Below are 19,873 nucleotides of genomic sequence, written 5' to 3'. Positions count from 1 at the left end.
CCCCCGCACACCTCCACCAGCACGGGAGAACCCCCGCAGTGACCGCACCCGCCCAGGCCGGACGCCGGATCGTCGTCACCGGCCCCGCCCTCCCCGAGTCCGCCGTCCGCACGCTGCACGCCGCCGGAATCGAGGTCACCGGCGCCCCCGGCGACCTCGACGAGGAAGGGGTGGTCAAGGCCCTCGACGGTGCCTGGGGCTATCTCCTCGGCGGCAGCGAGCGGCTGTCCGCCAGGACCTGGGACCGGCTTCCCGAGCTGGCCGTCGCCTGCTTCCTCGGCACCGGCTACAGCTCCTTCATGGAACTGCCCACGGGCCCCTCGCGGATCCGTTTCGCCAACACCCCGCACGCCAACGCCGTCGCGGTCGCCGAGATGACCGTCGCCCACATCCTCGACCTCGTCCGGTCCGTCACCCGGACCGCCACCGAGGTCGCCGCCGGCCGCTGGAGCGAACGGACCACCCCTTCCCTGGCCGGAGCCCGACTGGGCGTCGCGGGCATGGGGCACGTCGGCCGCGAAGTGGCCCGGATGGCGCACGCCGCGTTCGGCACGGAGATCCTCTACTGGAACCGATCCCCCCGTCCCGAGCTGGACGCCCTGCCGTACACGACGGTCCCCTCCCTGACCGAACTCTTCGCCGCCGCCGACGTGGTGAGCGTCAGCTTCACCCATGAACCGGGCGGGAACGACGGGATCATCGGCACCGAACACCTGCGCGCGCTGGGCCCCGCCGGGTACCTGGTGAACGTGTCCCGCGCCGAACTCGTCGACCCCTCGGCCCTGCGTTCCGCCCTGGCCGAGGGCACCATCGCGGGAGCGTCCCTGGACGGCTACTACAGCGAACCCACCCCACCCCCCACCGCCGACCCGCACGGCCTCCTCTCCTTCGCCCCGACCCGCCTCCTCATCACCCCGCACAGCGCCTTCAACAGCGCCCAGGCCCTGACCAGGGTGGCCGAGATGGCCGTGGCCAACCTCCTGGCCGTCCACCACGACGAGGAACCGCCGTACGGCATCCACGCGTAGCGGCGGCGGATCTGCGCCACGGCGGTCGTCGGGAATAGCCTGGAGAGGAGCGGCACCGGGACGGGACGGAGCCTCCCGATGCATTCCCTTTGCCGAGGGGGCGGAGAAGAGGGAGGCGAAGAGCCATGCCCTGGAATCTGAGCGGCACGTATCTGGAGAGCTGCAACTGCGACGTGGTGTGCCCCTGCACCACCTCGGGCCTCACCGCCCCGGCCGACCAGGAGCGCTGCCAGGTGACTTTCGCGTTCCACGTGGACCGCGGGAGCGTGGACGGCGTGGACGTCTCCGACCGCAGCGTCGCCGTCTTCATCGACGCGCCCCGGGTGATGGCCGAGGGCGGCTGGCAGGTGGCGCTGTACCTCGACGCTTCGGCCGACGACGGCCAGGCGGAGGCGCTGGGCAGGGTCTTCTCCGGCCAGGCCGGCGGGCCGATGGCGGCGCTCACTCCGCTCATCGGAGAGGTCCTCGGCGTGGAGCGCGTGCCCATCGACTACCGTGACGACGGCCGTCGTCACGCCGCACGGGTGGGCGACGCCATCGACATCGAGATCGAGGACCAGGTCGCCCCGCAGTTCGGCGAGGACGGTCCGGTCATGGGCCTGACCGGCATGTTCCATCCGGTGAACAGCACGCTGACCATCGCCCGTTCCACCCGGGCGGCCGGCGACGGCGTGTACGGCCGGTCCTGGGACTTCTCCGGCGGCAACGGGCATTCGGCGCCCTTCGCGTGGTCCGCGTGACCGGTCGGCCGGTCACCGTCCGCAGCACGGCGGGGCCCGCCGGACTCCTGCTGGTCGCGGCGGCTGCGGCCTGGATCTGGGTGGTGACGCACTGGGGCGGTATGCAGGCGATGCCGGGCACCATGGGCGTGGGTCTGCCGGCTTTCCTGGCCGTGTGGACGCTGATGATGGCCGCGATGATGCTGCCCGCCACGGCGCCCGTCGCCGCGCTGTACGCACGCACCATCACCGTGCACCGGGCCGCGCGCATGGTCGTCTTCACGATCGCCTACCTGCTTGTCTGGGCCGCGGCCGGAATCCCCGCGTACTGGCTCGCCACCGGCCTGGGCCGGGCGGCCGGCCTCTCCGCCCTGGCGGGGACCGCAGTGGCCGCGGCCGTGTTCGCGGTCAACGGCGTCTTCCAACTCACGCCCCTCAAGGACCGCTGCCTGGCGAAGTGCCGCTCTCCGATCGGGCTGATGCTGCGCTACGCCTCGTACCCGGGGCCCTCGCGCGATCTGCGTGCCGGAGCCCACCACGGGGCCTTCTGCCTGAGCTGCTGCTGGTCGCTGATGGTGGTGCTGGCGGCGTTCGGTGCGATGAACCTGTGGGCCATGGCGGTGGTGGCCGCCGTGATCACCACCGAGAAGCTGGCTCCGGGCGGCCGTCTGGTGGCCCGTGCCGTGGGAATCGCCTCGATCGCCCTGGCCGCCGCCGTCTTCTGGGTCCCGGCACTGGCTCCAGGCCTCACCGGTGGCGGTATGGCCGGGGCGTGAGGCTGAGCCGTCGCGCGTCTTCCCGCCCCGGACCGGCACTGGTGCATCGCGGGCGACGGGGGCACCGTACTGTCGACGCCGGACGGCGGCGCCACCTGGGTGCAGCACTGCTACGACCCCGGAAAAGGCGCGGCCGCACAGCCACGCTGGAGGACACAGGAGTCATGGCAGACGCCACCGAAGCCGCCGCTTCCCCGTTCGCGGACGTTCCGACCACCACCCTCGCCGATGTCCTGGGCCGCGAGCAGGTCATGGACATCGGCATCCGCCCGCTGTGGTCGCCGGTGCCGCGTGTGGCCGGACCGGCGTTCACCGTCAGGTGTCCTCCCGGCGACAACCTCATGCTGCACGCAGCCATCCACCGCGCCGCCCCGGGCGCCGTCATCGTCGTCGAATCGGGCGACCTGGACTACGCGCTGGCCGGCGGCAACGTGTGCGCCGTGGCGCAACGCCGCGGCGTTGCGGCCTTTGTCGCCGACGGTCTGATCCGCGACCTCGCTGAGGTCCGGGACCTGCGCTTCCCGGTGTTCGCCCGGGGGGTGATCCCCGTTCCCGGAGGCAAGAAGGCCGTCGCGCCGCTCAACGCCGAAGTGCGCTGCGCCGGAGTCACGGTGAACGTCGGCGACGTCGTCGTCGCCGACGAGGAGGGCGTGGTGGTCGTCCCGTCCGCCCGCGCACGGGAGACCCTGTCCGCCGCCCGGGCCCGGCTGGCCGAGGAGGCCGACGAGACCCTCGACGCATGGGAGGAGGCCCACCGCACCCGCATCGACAGGATCCTGCGTGACCAGGGCTTCGAGGGCTGACACGGGCGGCTTCACCCAGGCAGCACCTCACGGTGCCGGGCCGGCCGTGTGGGATCGCACCAGCCCGCGTCGGGTCAGGATGCCTGCGCCACCCGCTTGAAGAGGCGGCCGGCGAGGTCGACGCCGGTGACCGCGCCGTCGGCGTCACGGGAGAAGTAGCCGCGCTGCCCCTTGAGGCCGCCTTCGGTGACGATGTACTCGTCGCCGTCACCGGGGAGGAAGCCGATGCCCGCGGCCGGGTAGTCCGGGGGCATTTCCTCGTCCGCCGCCTCGCGGATCTCCGGCTTGATCCCGACCGCCAGGGCGAGACGGATGCCGTCGGATGCGATGTCGAGGTTCATCGCGTCGATCTCGTAGCGGCCGGCGACCTGCCGGGCCTGTCCCTCGTCGTACGGGAGCGGCTCCACCGTCTTCTCGACGATTCCGAGGTAGTGCTCGAGTGCCCACCGCACGACAGACTGGTTGAAGGGGTAGCCGTCCGGGCCGACGTTGGCCAGGGAGACCACCGCGAAGTTGCGCTCGGGCACGATGAGCAGCTCGGCGAACTGACCGTTGCCCGAGCCGCCGTGCCCGAACCCCTGGAGGCCGTCCAGGTCGTGCAGGAACCAGCAGATGCCGAAGCCGTCGCCGAGCGTGCTGGCGCGCAGCTCGATCGTCCGCTCCCGCATGCGGTGCAGCTCCGCCGCGGGCAACACGCCGTCACCGTCGCCGAGCTGGAACCGTGCCCAGCGCAGCAGGTCGCTCACCGAGGAGGCGAGGCCGCCACCGGGGTTGTCGCCGCGCGCGCCCTCCCTGAACGCTCCCCAGGGCCGGGCGGGGCGCAGTTCACCGTCGTCGCCGCGGTTGTGGCCCACGGCGAACTTGCGGACCATCACCTCCGCCAGGCCGTACACGGTGTCCGTGAGGCCCACCGGCTCCAGGACGAGCGAGACCATGGCCTGCTCGAAGGGCAGGCCCGTGACCTTCTCGACGATCCGCCCGGCCAGGTTGTATCCGGCCTGGCTGTACGAGGCACGGGCGCCGGGCGGTGCGATCAGCGGCAGCTGGGGCAGCTTCGCCACGAGCCCGGCCAGGGAGCGGTCGCCCTCGCCGTCGTCGATCAGGTTCCAGTCCAGGCCCGCGGTGTGGTTGAGCAGGTTCAGGACGGTGATCTGCGCCGCGGCCTGCTCGTCGGCGAGCTCCAGCTCGGGCACGTAGCGCCGCACCGGCGCGTCCAGGTCCACCTTCCCCTCGGCGACCAGGCGCATCAGCGCGGTCGCGGTGAAGGTCTTGGACACCGACGCCAGATGGAACAGCGTCTTCCGATCGACCGGCGACGGGTTGGCGAGGCTCGTCACGCCGTGTGAGGCGTAGATCTCCTGGCCGTCCACGAGCACTCCGACAGCGGCACCGGGAACACCGAGCTCGGTGGCCTGCGCCTTGACGAACTCCGACAGCTTGTCCTGCGGCATTGCTCCCCCTCCAGAGACTTGAACTAAGTACGAGAAGCAGCGTAGGCCGTCACTCGAACTAAGTGCAAGACTCGACATGCACTAAGTTCAAGTAGGGTCGTGGCATGCCGCGAGACACACTGACCGCAGACCGGATCGTCCGTGCAGCCGTCGAGTTGCTCGACGACGAGGGACTGGACGGCCTCAACATGCGAAGCCTGGCGAAACGGCTCGGCTCGGCCGCCACAGCGGTCTACTGGCACATCAAGACCAAGGACGACCTCGTCCGGCTCGCCTCCGACTCGATCTGGCACGAGGTCGAGGTGCCCGATCTCGATGCCGCGGACTGGCGCACGGCCGCCACCGCCCACGCCTCCGGCATGCACGCGATGCTCACGCGCCATCCCTGGCTCGTCCAGGCATTCGGCAGCCACCTCCTGCACGGGCCCGGCCAGGCCCGGCACAGCGACCTCGGCCTCGCCATCTACGAGAAGGCGGGCTTCGAGGCCGCGGACGCGGACCGGGCGGCCGGCACCGTGTTCACCTTCGTGCTCGGCAGCGCGCTCGGCCCGGCCGCGGAGGTGTCACTGAACCGCCGGCTCGGCCAGAACGGCACTGACGCCGAACAACTGATGGCCGACGCCATGACACGCGCCACCGAGACCGCCATGCACTTCCCTCGCCTGCGTGAACGCCTCGACACCGCGGCTGCCAAGGAGTACGCCGCGGCGCCCGACAACACCTTCGAGTTCGGCCTGCAGTGCGTTCTGGACGGCTTCGAGGCCCGCCTCACCGCCGACCGCGTCGGCCCACGCGAGTGACAGGTCGGCCGCGAAAACCCTTCCGCCGTTGTCGGTCATCTCTGTTAGCTTCGTGCGCTCGTGTGATCCACGAGTCTCAAGAGCGAACAGGGGAGGGGCACTTGACCAGGTTCAGCGGGACGGGCAGACGCAGACGGACGGTGGTGGGGAGCTGTGCGGCGGCGCTGTTGGCCACGGCTGCCGGGACGGCACACGCAGTGGACAACCTGCCGCCGAAGCAGCCACTCGTCCAAGACCTCCAATCGGGAGGCAAGGCCTGCTCGACCGGCGAGAACACGCCGTACGTCTCGGCGCCGCCCAGGCTCAGCGCAGTGCTGTACGACCCCGAGGAGGACAACCAGCCCTCCGAGGCCAGCCCGGTCAGCGGCGAGTTCGAAGCCTGGTGGACGGACACGGCAGGCGTGGAACAGCGGCGCACCTACACCACCATCACCCTGACGTCGGGGCAGAGCCAGTACTGGACGATGCCGAACGACATCCCGGCGAACACCGTTATCTCCTGGCATGTCCGCGCGAACGACGGCAAGTCGACCTCCCCGTGGAGCGACGAGGGCGACGGCTCGGTCTGCTCGTTCGTGTACGACGACGTGAGTCCGGAGAAGGCCACGATCACCTCGCCCGACTACCCCGAGCCCGAGGACGTGTTCTGGGTGGACGGAGTGGGTGTCTACGGCCATTTCACCGTGGACTCGCCCTCCGACGACGTGGTGTCGTACACGTACGGTTTCCTGGGCGGCCCCTACGGAACCGTCTCCGCGGAGCGGCCGGGCGCGGCCGTGACCATCCCGTACCTGCCCCTGACTTCGGGACCCAAGTCGCTGACGGTCCACGCGATCGACCGGTCGGGCCGCAGCAGCGGAGAGTCGCGTTACGACTTCAACGTGAAGGACGGCCGTGCTCCCGTCGCCCGCTGGAGGCTGGACGACCCGGCGGATTCCCGCTCCGCAGCCGCCGAGACCGGCACCGCCGCCCGTGCCGGGACCGGCGTGACCTTCGGCGGCCCGGCACCCGCGGGCACCACGACCACCGCCACGGTCAGCCTCGACGGCAGCGGCCACGGCTTTCTCACCCCGGCCGCCCCGGCGACCGACATCCGCAAGACCTTCGCGGTGAGCGCCTGGGTACGGCCCGCCGAGACCGACCGCACCATGACCGTCGTCAGCCAGGACGCCGACGGGGCACCCGGCTTCAGCCTGGGGCTGTGCCGTCAGGACTCCGGGCCCGCCTGGTCGTTCGCGATCGGCGGCGCGCAGGTGTCCGGCGGCGCCCCCGAGACCGGCGAGTGGACCCATCTGCTGGGGCTCTACGACGCGGAGACCGGAAAGGCGCGGCTGTACGTCAACGGCCACGAGGCCGGGACCGCGGCCGACGCGACTCCCGCCGAGGCGGCGGGCGCCTTCCAGATCGGGCGCGCCCGCGGGGCTGCCGGCTATCGGGACCGGTGGCACGGGGACATCGGTGACGTACAGGTGCACGACCGGGTCGTGGTGCCGAACGAGGTGGCCGAACTGGCCTACCGCAAGCCGAAGCTGCTCGGCCACTGGTCGCTGGAGAACGCGACGGACGGCGTGAGCCCCGAGCAGTCGGGCGGCGCGCCACTGCGGCTCGGCACGGGGGCTTCGATCTACCGGGGCTCCGACGATTCCTGTATCCCGGACATCGACCCCGACTGCACCTATGTACCGCCGCCGCTCGTCGGCGAGGGCCATCTGCGTCTGGACGGCGAGAACGGGTACGCCGCTGCCGACGGGCCCGTCGTGGACACCGGGGACAGTTTCACTCTCGGCGTGGTCGTACGCCTCGCGGACTCCGGGCCCGCCCACCCGATGACCGTGCTCTCGCAGGCCGGTGAACACACCGACGCCTTCGAGGTGCGCTACGAGCCGTCCACGCACACCTGGCAACTGGTGATGCCGGAGAAGGACGAGGCCGGAGCCCCCGAGAGGGTGGTGTCCCAGATCGAGGGCGCGGACGGGGGCGAGGGCCAGGGCCATCGCCTCGCCGTGGTCTACGACGACGCCACCGACACGATCAAGCTGTACCTCGACGGCTACACCAACACCCAGGCGACCGCGACCCTCCCCGACGGCTGGCACAGCACCGGCGCCCTCCAGATCGGCCGGGCCAAGGTCGGCGACGGCTGGGGCGAGTACCTGCACGGCGACGTGGACGAGGTACAGGCCTACTCCGGTGCACTGAGGGACCGGGACATCCTCACCCTGGGCCGGAGTACGGATCCTTGTCTCTGCTGATCCCTGATCCCTGACCTCCCCGACGGCCCGCCCGAACCCAGGTTCCGGCGGGCCGTCCTGCTCCGGTCGCCCCGCCGGTCCAGGCGGTCGTGGTGGAACTCGGCCGGGCGACACGGCGGGCCACCCCCGGGACCGGACTCGGCATGCGTTCTCATGCCCGCCCGGGGTATGTCATCCGGCCACGGCCTCCCCCGCCTCCCCCGCCTCCCAGCGCAGCAGGTCGCCCGGCTGGCACTCGAGCACCTCGCACAGGGCGGCGAGCGTCGCGAAGCGCACCGCCTTGGCGCGGCCGTTCTTGAGTACCGCCAGGTTGGCGGGTGTGATCCCCACGCGGTCCGCGAGTTCGCCCACGGACATCTTCCGCCTGGCCAGCATCACGTCGATGTCGACGGCGATCGGCATCAGATCACCTCGTCCAACTCGGCCCGCATCTCCGCCGCTTCGACGTCGCGCGCGACGGCCTGGACGAGCAGCATCCGCAGCACGAGCACGATGAGCGCGACCCCCAGGATGGCCAGGCCGATGCCGGCCATGATGACGCTGACGCCCGGGTCGTCCCGCTGGCCCGGCGCGTTGATGGCCGTGACCGCGAACCACACGAGGGCGGCCGCCACGATCGCGCCGATCACGCCGTTCACGTACCGGAAGGCGGCGTGGGAGAACACGGTTCCGCGTCGCACCATCGTCACCAGCCGCCATACGCAGACCAGGGCGACCTGGACCGCCGCCATGCCCAGGATCGTGATCACGCGCAGCGGGGTCAGCGGGAGCGACCCGTCGTCCGGCTTGACGGCCAACGCCCACACCATCCCCGCCTGCACGAACACGGTGCCGAGGAACACCACCCCGAGCACGACACGCAGCGCACCCACCGCCAGCTTTCCCATGGCTCACCCTTCCATCGAGTTGCGATGGAAATCTATCGTTTTTCGATAGGTCGGGCAAGAGGTGAGACCGCGGGTGGGTGACGACGGTTCACGATCCGCACAGGTCCGACAACCATTTTCATGGCCGCATCACCGACCAGCCCATCTCAGGTTCCAGAGGAAACAGTTTCAGGTGGGAGGCAAGTCCACGAAGCTGTGCTCGGAGGAGCACAAGCGGGACGCGATCGAGCTCGTGCGGTCGTCGGGCCGAACGGCGACCGAAGCCGCCCGGGAGCTCGGGATCACTTCGGAGTCCCTGCGGGACTGGCCGAAGAAGGCCCGCGCCGCCCAAGAGGCCGAAGTGGCTGCCGGGTTGTCGGGGCCGGGCAGCCACACGACAGCAAGTGCCGTCCCAGCTCCCGACCCGATCGGCCGGAACTTCGCCGCCACCGGCCCCGGCACGAAGGTCGTCATGGCAGCCGCGCCGGGGCGCCTGGATCTCGACCGTCTGTCCCTGTCCGCGTGGCCCCTGAGCATCCTTCCACGGCACCCAGAGGCTGTGTTGCAGGGCGGCCGGATCGCGGAACTGATCGACTCAGCCGCCGCTCTTGCGCCGGAACGACCGCTGGCTCGCAGCCGGGCCGTTCGCCCTACGGACCTTCGACGCATCGACGTTCGCAGCGAGGTCGGCGGAGTCCGTCTGCTCACCACGCTTGCGCGCGAGGGCCTCCCGGAACTTGCGCTTCAGGTCGTAGTTGCCGTCGCTGTCGGGCACCAGAGCGGACGTCTCGGGGTCGGTCGGCTCCGAACCTTCTTCGGATGCAGACTCTGCGGTCATGGCGACCTCCTGGGTTCGGCGGTGGGAAGCACAGCTTGTCATGCCGGGCGCGGTGCGGGGCGCCGGCAACATGATGGCTCCGGCTTCGGCGGGCGCCCCTCGCGGCCGGGCACACCACGAGAGCGTTCAAAACGGCTCAGCGGCCGCGACGCACCTCGGCCGCCCTGCGGGCCTCGGCGAGCTTGCGGGCCTCGCCGGCCCTTCGTGACTTGCCGCCGGCGCCGCGGGAGGTGTCCTTGCTGGTGCCCAGGCCACGGAAGGGAGCGTTGGTGTTCTTGGGCCGGGGCGCGGCCGGCCCGCCGTCGAGCGGGATGCCGGAGGGGGCCTTGGCCCCGGTGATCCGGCTCAGCTCCGCCTCGCCCGAGCGCACCTTGGTGATCGTCGGCTCGATGCCGGCCTCCGCCATCAGCCGGCTCATCTCGCGGCGCTGGCCCGACAGCACCAACGTGACGACACTGCCGGACTCACCGGCTCGGGCGGTGCGGCCGGCGCGGTGCACGTAGTCCTTGGGGTCGGTCGGCGGATCGACGTTGACAACAAGATCGAGGTCGTCGACATGCAGGCCACGGGCCGCGACATTGGTCGCCACCAGGACGGTGATCTGGCCGTTCTTGAACTGCGCAAGGGTCCGTGTGCGCTGCGGCTGGGACTTGCCGCTGTGCAGGGCCGTGGCGTGCACCCCACTGGCCCGCAGGTGCCGGGTGAGCTGGTCGACGGCGTGCTTGGTGTCCAGGAACAGCAGCACGCGGCCGTCGCGGGCGGCGATCTCCGTGGCGACGGCGTACCGGTCGGGGCCGTGGACGAGCAGAACATGGTGGTCCATCGTCGTGACCGCGCCCGCGGAAGGGTCGACCGAGTGGACGACGGGGTCGTGGAGGTAGCGGTGGACCAAGTGGTCGACGTCGCGGTCCAGAGTGGCCGAGAACAGCATCCGCTGACCCTCGGGGTGCACCTGGTCGAGCACCTCGGTGACTTGCGGCAGGAAGCCCATGTCGCACATCTGGTCGGCCTCGTCGAGGACGGTGATGCGCACTCGTCCCAGGCGACAGGCCCTGCGCTCGATGAGGTCGTGCAGACGGCCGGGGGTGGCTACGACGACCTCGGCCCCGTCGCGCAGCGCGGCGGCCTGCCGGCCGATCGACATGCCGCCGACGACCGTGGCCATCCGCAGCCGGAGCGCGTCGGCGTACGGCGCGAGCGCCTCGGTGACCTGTTGGGCCAACTCCCGGGTGGGAACCAGGATCAGAGCGAGGGGCTGCTTCGGTTCCGCGTGCCGCCCAGCCGTCCGTGTGAGCAGCGGGAGGCCGAAGGCGAGGGTCTTGCCCGATCCGGTGCGTCCGCGCCCCAGGATGTCGCGTCCCACGAGGGCATTGGGCAGCGTGGCTGCTTGGATCGGGAAGGGCTCACGCACACCGAGTTCGCCAAGCGTTCGCAGCACCTCGGCCGGCAGGTCCAGGTCGGCGAAGGAAGCGACCGGGGGCACCATGGGGGCAGTGGCCACGGGCGGGGCGAGATCGCCGTTGGAGGTGCCGGGGCGGTCGGGGTGATTCATGAGGAACCTTCCGCATGGGGAACGTACCGAGGAAGGCCCGGTAGGAACGAGCAGCCGACGAACAGGGGAAACCGAACAGCCGGAATCGCCAACCGTCACGAGTACACAAAGCTCCAAGGCTAACACAGAGTGACAGCCCCCCGTCGTGGAGCCGATCGCCCCCTGCGTCGGCACCCCGGCACAGACCGGGCTGGACACGGCGTCGGACCTCGTCCAGTGCGTTGCACGCCCGGTCCGGCGGTGTGAGACGCGCACCCGGACTCATCCACGAGTGCCGGGAGAAGTCGTACGGCGATGCCCGAGACCGGCCTCGCCCATGGGATCGGCCGGGGCGGTGGTGGCTCTTGCCCGGTTGCACGCCGCGTAGTTGCCTGCGTTCGGCAGGCAGCACCCTCACATCCGCGCTCCAGAAGACAGCCTTGCTTTCCGGAGCCCAGCAGCTGAGCGTCGGTATCCGATGGAGGGGCGATGCACCGAACAGCTCCGCCGAAGCCGTCACCCCAAGGCCAGGGCCGGGTTCAGGCGCCTGCCATAAAGGAGAAGCGCACCTTTCGCTCGGGATTGTCCCTGTTTGTGTCGACCAGGCACACCGACTGCCAAGTGCCCAGTTCCAGGCGGCCGTTGATCACCGGAAGGGTGGCGTGCGGGGGCACGATGGCCGGGAGGACGTGGTCGCGGCCGTGGCCGGGGCTGCCGTGCCGGTGCTGCCAGCGGTCGTCGGCTGGGAGCAGGGTGTGCAGCGCCGCCAGCAGGTCGTCGTCACTGCCGGCGCCAGTCTCGATGACGGCGATACCGGCCGTGGCGTGCGGGGTGAAGATGTTCAGCAGTCCGTCGCGGCCGGCCGCGGTCTCGCGGAGGAAGGCCTCGCAGTCGCCGGTCAGGTCGACGACCCGCTCGCGGCTACCGGTGGCGACATGGAGCACTCGTGTGGTGAAGGCGTCCGACATGCCCCCATCCTCGCGCATGGGCCGGGCCGGCCGTGCGGGCGGCGGTGCCGGGAAGATCCACGGCCACCCCTCGGTTGCTAGAAGCGTGAACAACTTGCGTGAGGTCGAGGTAGTCGTCATAGGCGCTGGTCAGGCCGGTCTGTCCAGCGCCTATCACCTGCGACGCACCGGTTTCGTGCCGGACCGCGACTTCGTGGTTCTCGACCACTCCCCCGCCCCGGGCGGCGCCTGGCAGTTCCGGTGGCCCTCACTGACGTACGGCAAGGTGCACGGAATGCACGCACTGCCGGGCATGGAGCTGACCGGGGCGGATCCGGCGCGGCCGTCCGCCGAGGTCATCGGCGAGTACTTCGCCGACTACGAGCGCACCTTCGGCCTTCGGGTACACCGTCCCGTGGACGTCCGCGCGGTGCGCGAGGGCGAGGGCGGGCGGCTGCTCGTGGAGACCGACGGCGGGAACTGGTCGACTCGGGCGCTGATCAATGCCACCGGGACCTGGGACCGGCCGTTCTGGCCGCGCTACCCGGGCCAGGAGACCTTCCGAGGGCGGCAGTTGCACACCGCGCAGTACGCCGGGCCCGAGGAGTTCGCCGGGAAGCGGGTGGTGGTGGTCGGCGGCGGGGCCTCCGGCACCCAGCATCTGCTGGAGCTCGCCCCGTACGCGGCCGCCACCACCTGGGTCACCCGGCGGCCGCCGGTCTTCCGTGAGGGTCCCTTCGACGAGGGTGCGGGCCGGGCCGCGGTGGCGCTGGTCGAGGAGCGGGTGCGACAGGGGCTGCCGCCGAGGAGCGTGGTGTCCGTGACCGGGCTGCCGCTCAACGACGCCGTCCGGAAGGGCCTGGAGGACGGCGTCCTGGACCGGCAGCCGATGTTCGACCGCATCACCCCGGACGGGGTGGAGTGGGACGACGGCCGCCGGGTCGACGCCGATGTCATCCTCTGGGCCACAGGTTTCCGCGCGGCCCTCGATCATCTGGTACCGCTGCGGTTGCGCGAGCCGGGCGGCGGGATCCGGGTCGAGGGGACCCGCGCGGTCGCCGATCCGCGCGTGCACCTCGTCGGGTACGGCCCCTCGGCCAGCACCATCGGCGCCAACCGGGCGGGGCGCGAGGCCGTACGGGACATCAGGCGACTGCTGGCCGGGGAGCCCGTCGCCGCGTGACACACCGGCCGGCTCAGCGGGGCGACGGGGAGGCGTGCGGCGACCGCTGCGCCTTGCTGCTCTGCACGGCGTTGAAGTCGGCGACATTGCGCTGGTGTTCGGCGTAGTCGGCGGTGAACCGGGTGTCTCCCGGCTTGACCGTGACGAAGTACAGCCAGTCGCCCGGCGTCGGGTTGAGGGCGGCCCGCATGGCGTCCTCGCCCGGGCTGTCGATCGGCGTGGGCGGCAGGCCCATGCGCTGGTAGGTGTTGTACGGGCTCTGGACGCGGGTGTCGTTCACAGTGGTGTTCAGGGTGTTGCGGTTGAGGCCGTAGTTGAGGGTGGAGTCCATCTGCAGCGGCATACCGTTCTGCAGCCGGTTGAAGACGACCCGGGCCACCTTCCCCATGTCGGCCGGGTTCGCGGCCTCGGCCTGGACGATGCTGGCGATGGTCACCGCCTGGTAGACGTTCATCGCGTTGCGCTGGGCACCGGCCGCGACGGGCGCCATCTCGAACTTCTGGTTGGCGGTCTCGACCATGGACCGCAGCACCGACTGCGGCGTCGAACCCTTCGCCAGGGGATAGCTGGCCGGGAAGAGATAACCCTCCGGGTTGCCCTGGGCCTCGCCGGGCAGTTTCAGGCCCGCGGTGCCGACGGCCTGCTTGGTGCTGCCGGCAGGAAGGGCAAGGGCCTTGTCGACCGAGTCGTAGACCTGGGACGTACGCCAGCCCTCCGGGATGACCAGGACAGCGGGCCTGGTGGGCGCGGAGCGCCCCAGGAACAGCAGCGGCACCGCCACGGCGGTGCCGGCCACGACGGCGCCGGTCACTCCGAGGAGCAGCCTGCCCCGGCGCGTCAGTCGAATCGGTTTCCGTCGGATCGTCTTCCGTGGCGGAGTGTTCATCTGCATGCGCGAACGTTAGCCCGCAGATACCCATAAACCCGACATATCTTCAGTTTGTCGACGTCACGTTGGGGATTTCGGCTCGTCGGCTTCAGCTTGTCGGCGGAGTCGTGGGCTGACGCCCCCGGTCGCCCCTTCGCCGCCCCGGCCGAAGCGCCGTCTCCCACCGGGCCGTCTCTTCGACCGCGGCCGGCTCCGCCGCGGACTCGACCACGGACTCGCTCGCCGGCTCCAGCCGGGCGTCGCGCCGCACCAGTTCCGCGTACCGTCCGTCGAGTTCCAGGAGCTCCTCGTGCGTGCCCCGTTCGGCCACCTGCCCTGAGTCGAGGACGACGATCTGGTCGGCGCCGCGGATCGTGGACAGCCGGTGGGCGATGGTGATGGTCGTCCGGTTGGCCGACAGCGCGTCGATGGCTTCCTGGACGGCGTGTTCGGTGCGGGTGTCCAGGGCGCTGGTCGCCTCGTCGAGGATGAGGACCGGCGGGTCGCGCAGAATGGTGCGCGCGATGGCCAGCCGCTGCTTCTCACCGCCGGAGAAGCGGTGTCCGCGCTCGCCCACGACCGTGTCGTAGCCGTCGGGCAGCGAGGCGATGTGGTTGTGTATCTGGGCCGCGCGGGCGGCCGCATGCAGTTCCTCGTCGGTGGCGTCCGGCTTGGCGAAGCGCAGGTTGTCGGCGACCGAGGCATGGAAGAGGTACGTCTCCTGGGAGACGACGCCGACCGCACGGGCGAGGGTGTCGAAGTCGAGGTCCCGGACGTCGACGCCGTCCACGGTGACCCGGCCTCCGGTGACGTCGTAGAGCCGGGGAACCAGGTAGCCGAGCGTGGATTTGCCGGCGCCGGTCGGGCCCACGACGGCCAGGCTGCCGCCCGCCGGGACGGTGAGGTCGATGCCGTCGAGGACGGGGCCGCCCTTGTCGTCGTACCTGAACTCGACCTTCTCGAAGCGGACCTCGCCCTTCACCCGGTCCAGGTGCACCGGCTCGTCCCGCTCGGTGATGTCGATGGGCAGGTCGAGGTACTCGAAGATGCGCTGGAAGAGCGCGAGGGAGGTCTGGATCTGGACTCCGGTCGCCAGCAGGCTCACGGCCGGGCGGAACAGGCCCTGCTGGAGAGAGACGAAGGCGACGATGGTGCCGAGCGAGATCTGCGGGCCGCCCATCTGGAGGGCCATGCCGGCGGTCCAGTAGATGACGGCGGGCATCGCGGCCATCACGATGGTGATCACGGCCATCCGCCAGCGGCCGGCCATGTTCGACCTGACCTCCAGATCGACCAGTTGCTCGGACTCCTCGGCGAAGGACGCGGTGAGCGAGTCGGCGCGGCCCATGGTGCGGCCGAGCAGGATGCCGCTGACGGAGAGCGACTCGGTGACCGTGGCGGCCATCGCGGCCATCTGCTTCTGGCGCTGGGTGGTGATCTTCTTGCGTTCGTTGCCGACCCGGCGGCTGATCCACACGAAGACCGGGAGCAGGACCAGCGAGACGATGGTGAGCCGCCAGTCGAGGGCGATCATCGCGACGATCGTGGCGACCACGCTGGTCACGTTGGAGACCAGGGAGGTGGCGGTGGAGGTGACGGTCGCCTGCATACCGCCGATGTCGTTGGCGATGCGGGACTGCACCTCGCCGGTGCGGGTGCGGGTGAAGAAGGCCAGCGACATGCGCTGCAGCCGGCCGTAGACGGCGGTGCGCAGGTCGTGCATGACACGCTGGCCGACGGTGGTGGATATCAGCGTCTGCAGGACGCCGAAGACGCTGGTGAGGACGGCACTGAGGATCATGCCCAGCGCGAGCAGGCTGAGCAGTCCGGTGCGGCCCTGCGGGATCGCGGTGTCGAGGGTCGCCTTCAGCAGGAACGGGGTGGCGACGGACACCAGGGAGGCGGCGCCGACCAGCAGGCCGACGATCGCGAGCCGCCCGCGGTAGGGGCGGAAGAGGCCGAGGATGCGGCGCACCTGGCGGGGTTGCCCGGCCGAAGCGCCGTCGGGGGTCCAGTTGATCTCGTCTCGGGGCATGGCTCCTACGGATGGGTGTGGTGTGTACGGACTCACGGAGCATAGCTCACTGTTACCTATGCTCACAATGAACTAGGTCCTGATATTATTCCCGCATGAGCACCCCCGACTCCGACGGCCCGCTCGCCGAGCAGCTGCTGCGCCTCACGCGCCGGGTGTGGCGCATCCAGAAACGCCATCTCGAGGCGCGCGATCTGGGCGTCACCCCGGCCCAGTCCCGGCTGCTGCGCACCCTCGCGCACTACGACACGCCCCCGCGCATGGCCGACCTCGCCGAACGCCTGGAGGTGGTGCCGCGCGCGGTGACGACCCTGGTCGACGGCCTGGAGGCGAGCGGCAAGGTGCGCCGGGTTGCGGATCCGACGAACCGCCGGGTGACCCGGATAGAGATCACGGACGAAGGCCGCGAGACCCTGCGCGAGCTGCGCGCGGCACGCAGATCGGCGGCCGAGGAGATCCTCGCTCCCCTGTCGGAAGAGCAGCGGGTGGTGCTGGGCGGGCTGCTGGATACGCTGGTCGACGGGCCGGTGGCGGCGAAGCGCTGCTGAGACATGGCGAAGCTGCTGTGACATGACGAAGAGCGGCTCCCCTGCCTCTGAGGCAGGGGAGCCGCTCTTCGCCGTACGGTCTAGCTCCGGTGCACCGACTCCCCGGCCGGCGCGGCCGTCGTTTCCTCGGCCGTCGCGGCCGTCGTTTCCTCGGCCGGCGCGACTTCACCGCCCAGCACCGCCTTCGCCCGCTCGATGTCCAGCGCACCCTCCCAGCGGGACACCGCGAACACGGCGACGCAGTTGCCGAGCAGGTTGGTGACGACGCGCATCGAGTCCATGATGCGGTCGACGCCGAGCAGCAGGGCGACGGCACCGGCCGGGATCGCCCCGAGCGAGGAGGCGGTCGCGGACAGGGCGAGGAACGCCGAGCCGGGGATGCCGGCCATGCCCTTGCTGGTGAGCATCAGCACCAGGACCACGGTGATCTGCTGGCTCAGGCTCAGGTCGACGCCCACGGCCTGCGCGATGAACAGGGTGCCGATGGAGAGGTAGAGCGAGGCGCCGTCCAGGTTGAAGGAGTATCCGGTGGGCAGCACCAGGCCGACCGCGTCGTCACGGGCGCCGGCCTTGCGCAGCTTCTGCATCACGCGCGGCAGTACGGACTCCGTGGAGGCGGTGCCCAGGGCGAGCAGCAGTTCCGCACGGATGTAGCGGACGAACTTCCAGAGGCTGAGCCCGGTCAGCGCCTTGAGTGCGACGGCGAGCAGGGCGACGAAGAGCGCGGCGGCCGCGTAGCACAGGACGATCAGCTTGGCGTAGGTCTCGATGACGCCGAGGCCGTACTGGCCGATCAGCACGGCCATCGCGCCGAAGACGGCGATCGGCGCGAGGCGCATCACGAAGCCGACGATCGCGAAGATGATCTCCTGGGCCTGCTCGATCGCGGGGAGCACCTGCGGCACCTTGGTGTGGCCGAGGTGGAGCAGGGCCGCGCCCACCAGACAGGCCAGGACGAGTACCTGGAGCAGGGAGTTCTCGGCGAAGGCGCCTATGAAACTGGTGGGCAGGGCGTTGAGGACGAACTCGGTCGTCGAGGGCAGCGAGCCGCCGCCCGTCTTCGCGTCGACCGCCCTGGCGCTCAGCGTGGCCGGGTCGACACGCATCCCGGAGCCGGGCTGGACGACGTTGGCGGCGACGAGTCCGATGAGCAGCGCGAGCGTACTGGCCGCCTCGAACCAGATCAGCGCCTTGAGCCCGATCCGCCCGAAGGCCTTCAGATCACCGGCCTTGGCGATGCCGACGACGACCACGCAGAACACCAGCGGGGAGATGATCGTCTTGATGAGCCGGGTGAAACCGTCGCCGAGCGGCTGCAGGTCCGAGGCGAAGCCGGGCCACAGCCTCCCGACGACGATTCCGAGCACGAGCGCGCAGGCGACCTGCGCGAAGAGGGAGGTACGCAGTATGCGTGCGATGCGTCGCGGCAGCGACGGTACGGACTGCGGCACGGGCACTCCTGGTGGGGGGACGTCGACTCGCGGAAGCCGAGCGGGACTTCTGCGATGCGGAAAGCGGCTTCCGCATCGGTCACTCTGAAGCCCTTCTTGATCCCGTCCGAGACCGCCGTGTATCAGCCGTGTAAATCACCTGCCGAGTGACGCATCGCACACAACTCGCCTCAGCAGCCGCTGCGGTCCTCGGTCAGCACCCCCTGTTCGGTGGCCAGTGAACGGTCGTAGCAATCGCCGGACCCGTACAGCCGGTAGCGCTCGCTCGACGTACCTACCGCGTGCCGCTGGTCGCGCGGCACACCGAGGGTGTACGTCGCGTCACCGCTGTAGGTGTCGTCGAGCCGCGACCAGCCGCCCCCGGCCCGATGGACCGACGCCCGGTCGCCGAGGGTGAGTTCGGTGCGCAGCCGGTCGTCGGTGCCGATGGTGGTGGCGCCGTTCATCGTGTACGTCCACAGCGTGCGCGTCGCCCGGCGCACCCCGCCCGCCTCCACCGTGACGTTCTGGTCGTCCGTCCAGGTGGCGTCGAGCGCGTCCGTCGTCTCGCCGTCGTTCCAGCGGTGGACGGAGGTGTTGGCCAGCGTCCGGCTGACGGTGGTGGTCACCCGGCCGTGCGAGGTGTCGACGTATCCGGACACGGCGAGCCGGTGCCCGGCGTCCGTGTCGACCCGGTACTCCCCCGAACCCGGGGTGTACACGGAGGAGTTGACGGGCTCGGTGGCCTTGGCCGCGGTGAGCTTCCCGGTGACATGGGCGCGGTGCGCGTCCTGCCGGACCAGTACGTTCACGGGGGCGCTCCAGCCGGCCTGCCCCTCGGGCACCCCGGCGACGGAGACCTCGACCTGGTGCGGACGGCCGTCGTCGAGCAGCCCCGCGAACGGCGTCAGGTCGAAGTCGATCGGCTTGACGTCAAAGGCGCGGGGGCCCGGAATGACGTACCAGAGGAAGGGGTCGGACCAGCCTCCGGTCCATACGTTCGGGAACGGCGTGGCGATTCCGGCCAGTTGGCCGTCGACCTTGATCTGCACCTCCCGGTAGGGCCCCTTGTCCGCCTTGCAGGAGTACGACGCCGGGTCGGCCACGGTCAGGTACCAGAACTCCTCGCAGCCGCCGCCGGATCCGGTGGCGTACACCTCGGCGACGATGCGTTCGCTGTTGCGCGGGGTGGTGAGGGTGGTGCCGCCGGCGAGGGTCAGCACCTTGTCGGGAACATCGGCCCGAGGGTGCCCCTCGTAGAAGGTGAGCGTGACCTTGACGTCGATGACGCCGGTGTAGGTGTCGTCGACAACGTTGCCGATGAGCATCTCGACGTCCTGTGCCCTGCGGAAGGTGTCGCTGTAGCGGGTGACGTCCTTCTGCACATGCCACTCGATGCCGTCCGGCGAGGGCTCGGGGGTGGAGGTACGCAGCACTTCCACCCCGCCCACGTGCAGATAGCCGAGGCGGTCGTACTGACGGCCCTTCACCTTGCCGTCGAGCCGCAGCACCACCTTGCTCCAGCGGTCGCCGCAGCCCTGTGGGGGTGTGTACGTTCCCTTGTACGGCGTGAAGTCACGGAACTGGGCCTGCGCCAGGGTGACTTGGCAGGACTTGGCACCCTTGGGCACGGACACCGGCGGGGCGGCGGTCACCGGGTCGTGCCAGTCGGTGCCGAACTCGGCCGGTACGTCGGCGGCCCGGGCGGCGGGGGCACCCGTGCCGAGGAACGCGCTCGCCAGGAGAGTCACCCCGGCGAGCATGGACATGACGATCCGTCTTCTCATGGCCGGTGTTC

At 70.6% G+C, this 19,873-nt stretch carries 18 protein-coding genes and 1 pseudogene; 9 read left to right on the top strand and 10 right to left on the bottom strand.

Features of this window, described 5'->3' with window-relative positions:
- Positions 1-38: 38 nt before the first annotated feature.
- The 4 genes from EDD90_RS45800 (at position 39) to EDD90_RS45785 (ending at position 3,326) form a co-directional block, all read left to right on the top strand.
- Positions 39-1,028, top strand: a complete 990-nt coding sequence (locus EDD90_RS45800) for a 2-hydroxyacid dehydrogenase (RefSeq protein ID WP_123978938.1) — start codon at positions 39-41, stop codon at positions 1,026-1,028.
- A gap of 125 nt (positions 1,029-1,153) precedes the next feature.
- Positions 1,154-1,768, top strand: coding sequence for a DUF1326 domain-containing protein (locus EDD90_RS45795; RefSeq protein ID WP_123978937.1), 615 nt, complete (start codon positions 1,154-1,156; stop codon positions 1,766-1,768).
- Positions 1,765-2,523: a DUF2182 domain-containing protein gene (locus EDD90_RS45790; protein WP_123978936.1), complete on the top strand. Its 759-nt coding sequence runs from the start codon at positions 1,765-1,767 to the stop codon at positions 2,521-2,523. The genes EDD90_RS45795 and EDD90_RS45790 overlap by 4 nt, the downstream gene beginning before the upstream one ends.
- 164 nt (positions 2,524-2,687) lie before the next feature.
- A complete protein-coding gene (locus EDD90_RS45785) occupies positions 2,688-3,326 on the top strand; it encodes an RraA family protein (RefSeq protein ID WP_123978935.1) in 639 nt (212 codons plus the stop codon).
- 74 nt (positions 3,327-3,400) lie between these two features.
- Here the strand turns inward: EDD90_RS45785 and EDD90_RS45780 are convergent, their stop codons facing one another.
- Positions 3,401-4,777, bottom strand: coding sequence for a serine hydrolase (locus EDD90_RS45780; RefSeq protein WP_123978934.1), 1,377 nt, complete (start codon positions 4,775-4,777; stop codon positions 3,401-3,403).
- A 104-nt stretch (positions 4,778-4,881) separates the two neighbouring features.
- Here EDD90_RS45780 and EDD90_RS45775 point away from each other — a divergent pair, with 104 nt between their 5' ends.
- Positions 4,882-5,577 carry a TetR/AcrR family transcriptional regulator gene (locus EDD90_RS45775; RefSeq protein ID WP_123978933.1) on the top strand — a complete coding sequence of 232 codons (696 nt, stop codon included), beginning with the start codon at positions 4,882-4,884 and terminating at the stop codon, positions 5,575-5,577.
- Positions 5,578-5,717: 140 nt separating this feature from the next.
- Positions 5,718-7,829: a LamG domain-containing protein gene (locus EDD90_RS45770; RefSeq protein WP_123982317.1), complete on the top strand. Its 2,112-nt coding sequence runs from the start codon at positions 5,718-5,720 to the stop codon at positions 7,827-7,829.
- A 171-nt stretch (positions 7,830-8,000) separates the two neighbouring features.
- Here EDD90_RS45770 and EDD90_RS45765 read toward each other — a convergent pair whose 3' ends face one another.
- On the bottom strand, positions 8,001-8,231 hold the full coding sequence (locus tag EDD90_RS45765; protein ID WP_123978932.1) for a helix-turn-helix transcriptional regulator: 231 nt from the start codon (positions 8,229-8,231) through the stop codon (positions 8,001-8,003).
- Complete coding sequence (locus EDD90_RS45760; RefSeq protein ID WP_123978931.1) at positions 8,231-8,716, bottom strand: DUF2975 domain-containing protein; 486 nt, start codon at positions 8,714-8,716, stop codon at positions 8,231-8,233. Before EDD90_RS45760 ends, EDD90_RS45765 begins: the two co-directional genes overlap by 1 nt.
- Positions 8,717-8,777: 61 nt before the next feature.
- Here EDD90_RS45760 and EDD90_RS59230 point away from each other — a divergent pair.
- A pseudogene (locus tag EDD90_RS59230) lies at positions 8,778-9,047 on the top strand (transposase); the annotation flags it as partial.
- 243 nt (positions 9,048-9,290) lie between these two features.
- On the opposite strand, the gene EDD90_RS45750 reads toward EDD90_RS59230, so the two are convergent.
- From EDD90_RS45750 to EDD90_RS45740, 3 genes are all read right to left on the bottom strand, one after another.
- Positions 9,291-9,533: a DUF5302 domain-containing protein gene (locus EDD90_RS45750; RefSeq protein WP_123978930.1), complete on the bottom strand. Its 243-nt coding sequence runs from the start codon at positions 9,531-9,533 to the stop codon at positions 9,291-9,293.
- A gap of 136 nt (positions 9,534-9,669) precedes the next feature.
- Positions 9,670-11,085, bottom strand: a complete 1,416-nt coding sequence (locus tag EDD90_RS45745; RefSeq protein ID WP_123978929.1) for a DEAD/DEAH box helicase — start codon at positions 11,083-11,085, stop codon at positions 9,670-9,672.
- Positions 11,086-11,603: 518 nt separating this feature from the next.
- Positions 11,604-12,032, bottom strand: a complete 429-nt coding sequence (locus tag EDD90_RS45740; RefSeq protein WP_123978928.1) for a secondary thiamine-phosphate synthase enzyme YjbQ — start codon at positions 12,030-12,032, stop codon at positions 11,604-11,606.
- An 85-nt stretch (positions 12,033-12,117) separates the two neighbouring features.
- Here EDD90_RS45740 and EDD90_RS45735 point away from each other — a divergent pair, with 85 nt between their 5' ends.
- On the top strand, positions 12,118-13,194 hold the full coding sequence (locus tag EDD90_RS45735; protein ID WP_123978927.1) for an NAD(P)-binding domain-containing protein: 1,077 nt from the start codon (positions 12,118-12,120) through the stop codon (positions 13,192-13,194).
- Between the two features lie 13 nt (positions 13,195-13,207).
- Here the strand turns inward: EDD90_RS45735 and mltG are convergent, their stop codons facing one another.
- The gene (mltG, locus tag EDD90_RS45730; protein WP_123978926.1) at positions 13,208-14,086 is read right to left on the bottom strand and encodes an endolytic transglycosylase MltG; all 879 of its coding nucleotides are present in this window, start codon (positions 14,084-14,086) and stop codon (positions 13,208-13,210) included.
- 85 nt (positions 14,087-14,171) lie between these two features.
- Entirely contained in the window at positions 14,172-16,097 is a 1,926-nt protein-coding gene (locus EDD90_RS45725; RefSeq protein WP_398927617.1) for an ABC transporter ATP-binding protein, read from the bottom strand.
- A 95-nt stretch (positions 16,098-16,192) separates the two neighbouring features.
- Between EDD90_RS45725 and EDD90_RS45720 the strand changes: the two genes are divergently transcribed.
- On the top strand, positions 16,193-16,645 hold the full coding sequence (locus EDD90_RS45720) for a MarR family winged helix-turn-helix transcriptional regulator (RefSeq protein WP_123978925.1): 453 nt from the start codon (positions 16,193-16,195) through the stop codon (positions 16,643-16,645).
- An 80-nt stretch (positions 16,646-16,725) separates the two neighbouring features.
- Here the strand turns inward: EDD90_RS45720 and EDD90_RS45715 are convergent, their stop codons facing one another.
- Entirely contained in the window at positions 16,726-18,096 is a 1,371-nt protein-coding gene (locus tag EDD90_RS45715) for a cation:dicarboxylate symporter family transporter (RefSeq protein WP_123978924.1), read from the bottom strand.
- Positions 18,097-18,266: 170 nt separating this feature from the next.
- Positions 18,267-19,862 (bottom strand): peptide-N4-asparagine amidase, encoded by a 1,596-nt coding sequence (locus tag EDD90_RS45710; protein WP_260328515.1) that lies wholly within the window; start codon positions 19,860-19,862, stop codon positions 18,267-18,269.
- Positions 19,863-19,873 lie beyond the last annotated feature (11 nt).

The organism is Streptomyces sp. Ag109_O5-1 (genome assembly GCF_003814875.1).
Lineage (GTDB): Bacteria > Actinomycetota > Actinomycetes > Streptomycetales > Streptomycetaceae > Streptomyces > Streptomyces sasae.
Note: the sequence above shows the minus strand (reverse complement) of the source record. Positions and strands in the feature narration are given on the sequence as shown.

Coding starts and splice junctions, on each gene's coding strand:
- EDD90_RS45775 (WP_123978933.1), top strand. CDS start 4,882: ATGCCGCGAGACACACTGACCGCAGACCGGATCGTCCGTGCAGCCGTC.
- EDD90_RS45740 (WP_123978928.1), bottom strand. CDS start 12,032: ATGTCGGACGCCTTCACCACACGAGTGCTCCATGTCGCCACCGGTAGC.
- EDD90_RS45765 (WP_123978932.1), bottom strand. CDS start 8,231: ATGCCGATCGCCGTCGACATCGACGTGATGCTGGCCAGGCGGAAGATG.
- EDD90_RS45710 (WP_260328515.1), bottom strand. CDS start 19,862: ATGAGAAGACGGATCGTCATGTCCATGCTCGCCGGGGTGACTCTCCTG.
- EDD90_RS45760 (WP_123978931.1), bottom strand. CDS start 8,716: ATGGGAAAGCTGGCGGTGGGTGCGCTGCGTGTCGTGCTCGGGGTGGTG.
- EDD90_RS45785 (WP_123978935.1), top strand. CDS start 2,688: ATGGCAGACGCCACCGAAGCCGCCGCTTCCCCGTTCGCGGACGTTCCG.
- mltG (WP_123978926.1), bottom strand. CDS start 14,086: ATGCAGATGAACACTCCGCCACGGAAGACGATCCGACGGAAACCGATT.
- EDD90_RS45795 (WP_123978937.1), top strand. CDS start 1,154: ATGCCCTGGAATCTGAGCGGCACGTATCTGGAGAGCTGCAACTGCGAC.
- EDD90_RS45780 (WP_123978934.1), bottom strand. CDS start 4,777: ATGCCGCAGGACAAGCTGTCGGAGTTCGTCAAGGCGCAGGCCACCGAG.
- EDD90_RS45725 (WP_398927617.1), bottom strand. CDS start 16,097: ATGCCCCGAGACGAGATCAACTGGACCCCCGACGGCGCTTCGGCCGGG.
- EDD90_RS45750 (WP_123978930.1), bottom strand. CDS start 9,533: ATGACCGCAGAGTCTGCATCCGAAGAAGGTTCGGAGCCGACCGACCCC.
- EDD90_RS45720 (WP_123978925.1), top strand. CDS start 16,193: ATGAGCACCCCCGACTCCGACGGCCCGCTCGCCGAGCAGCTGCTGCGC.
- EDD90_RS45745 (WP_123978929.1), bottom strand. CDS start 11,085: ATGAATCACCCCGACCGCCCCGGCACCTCCAACGGCGATCTCGCCCCG.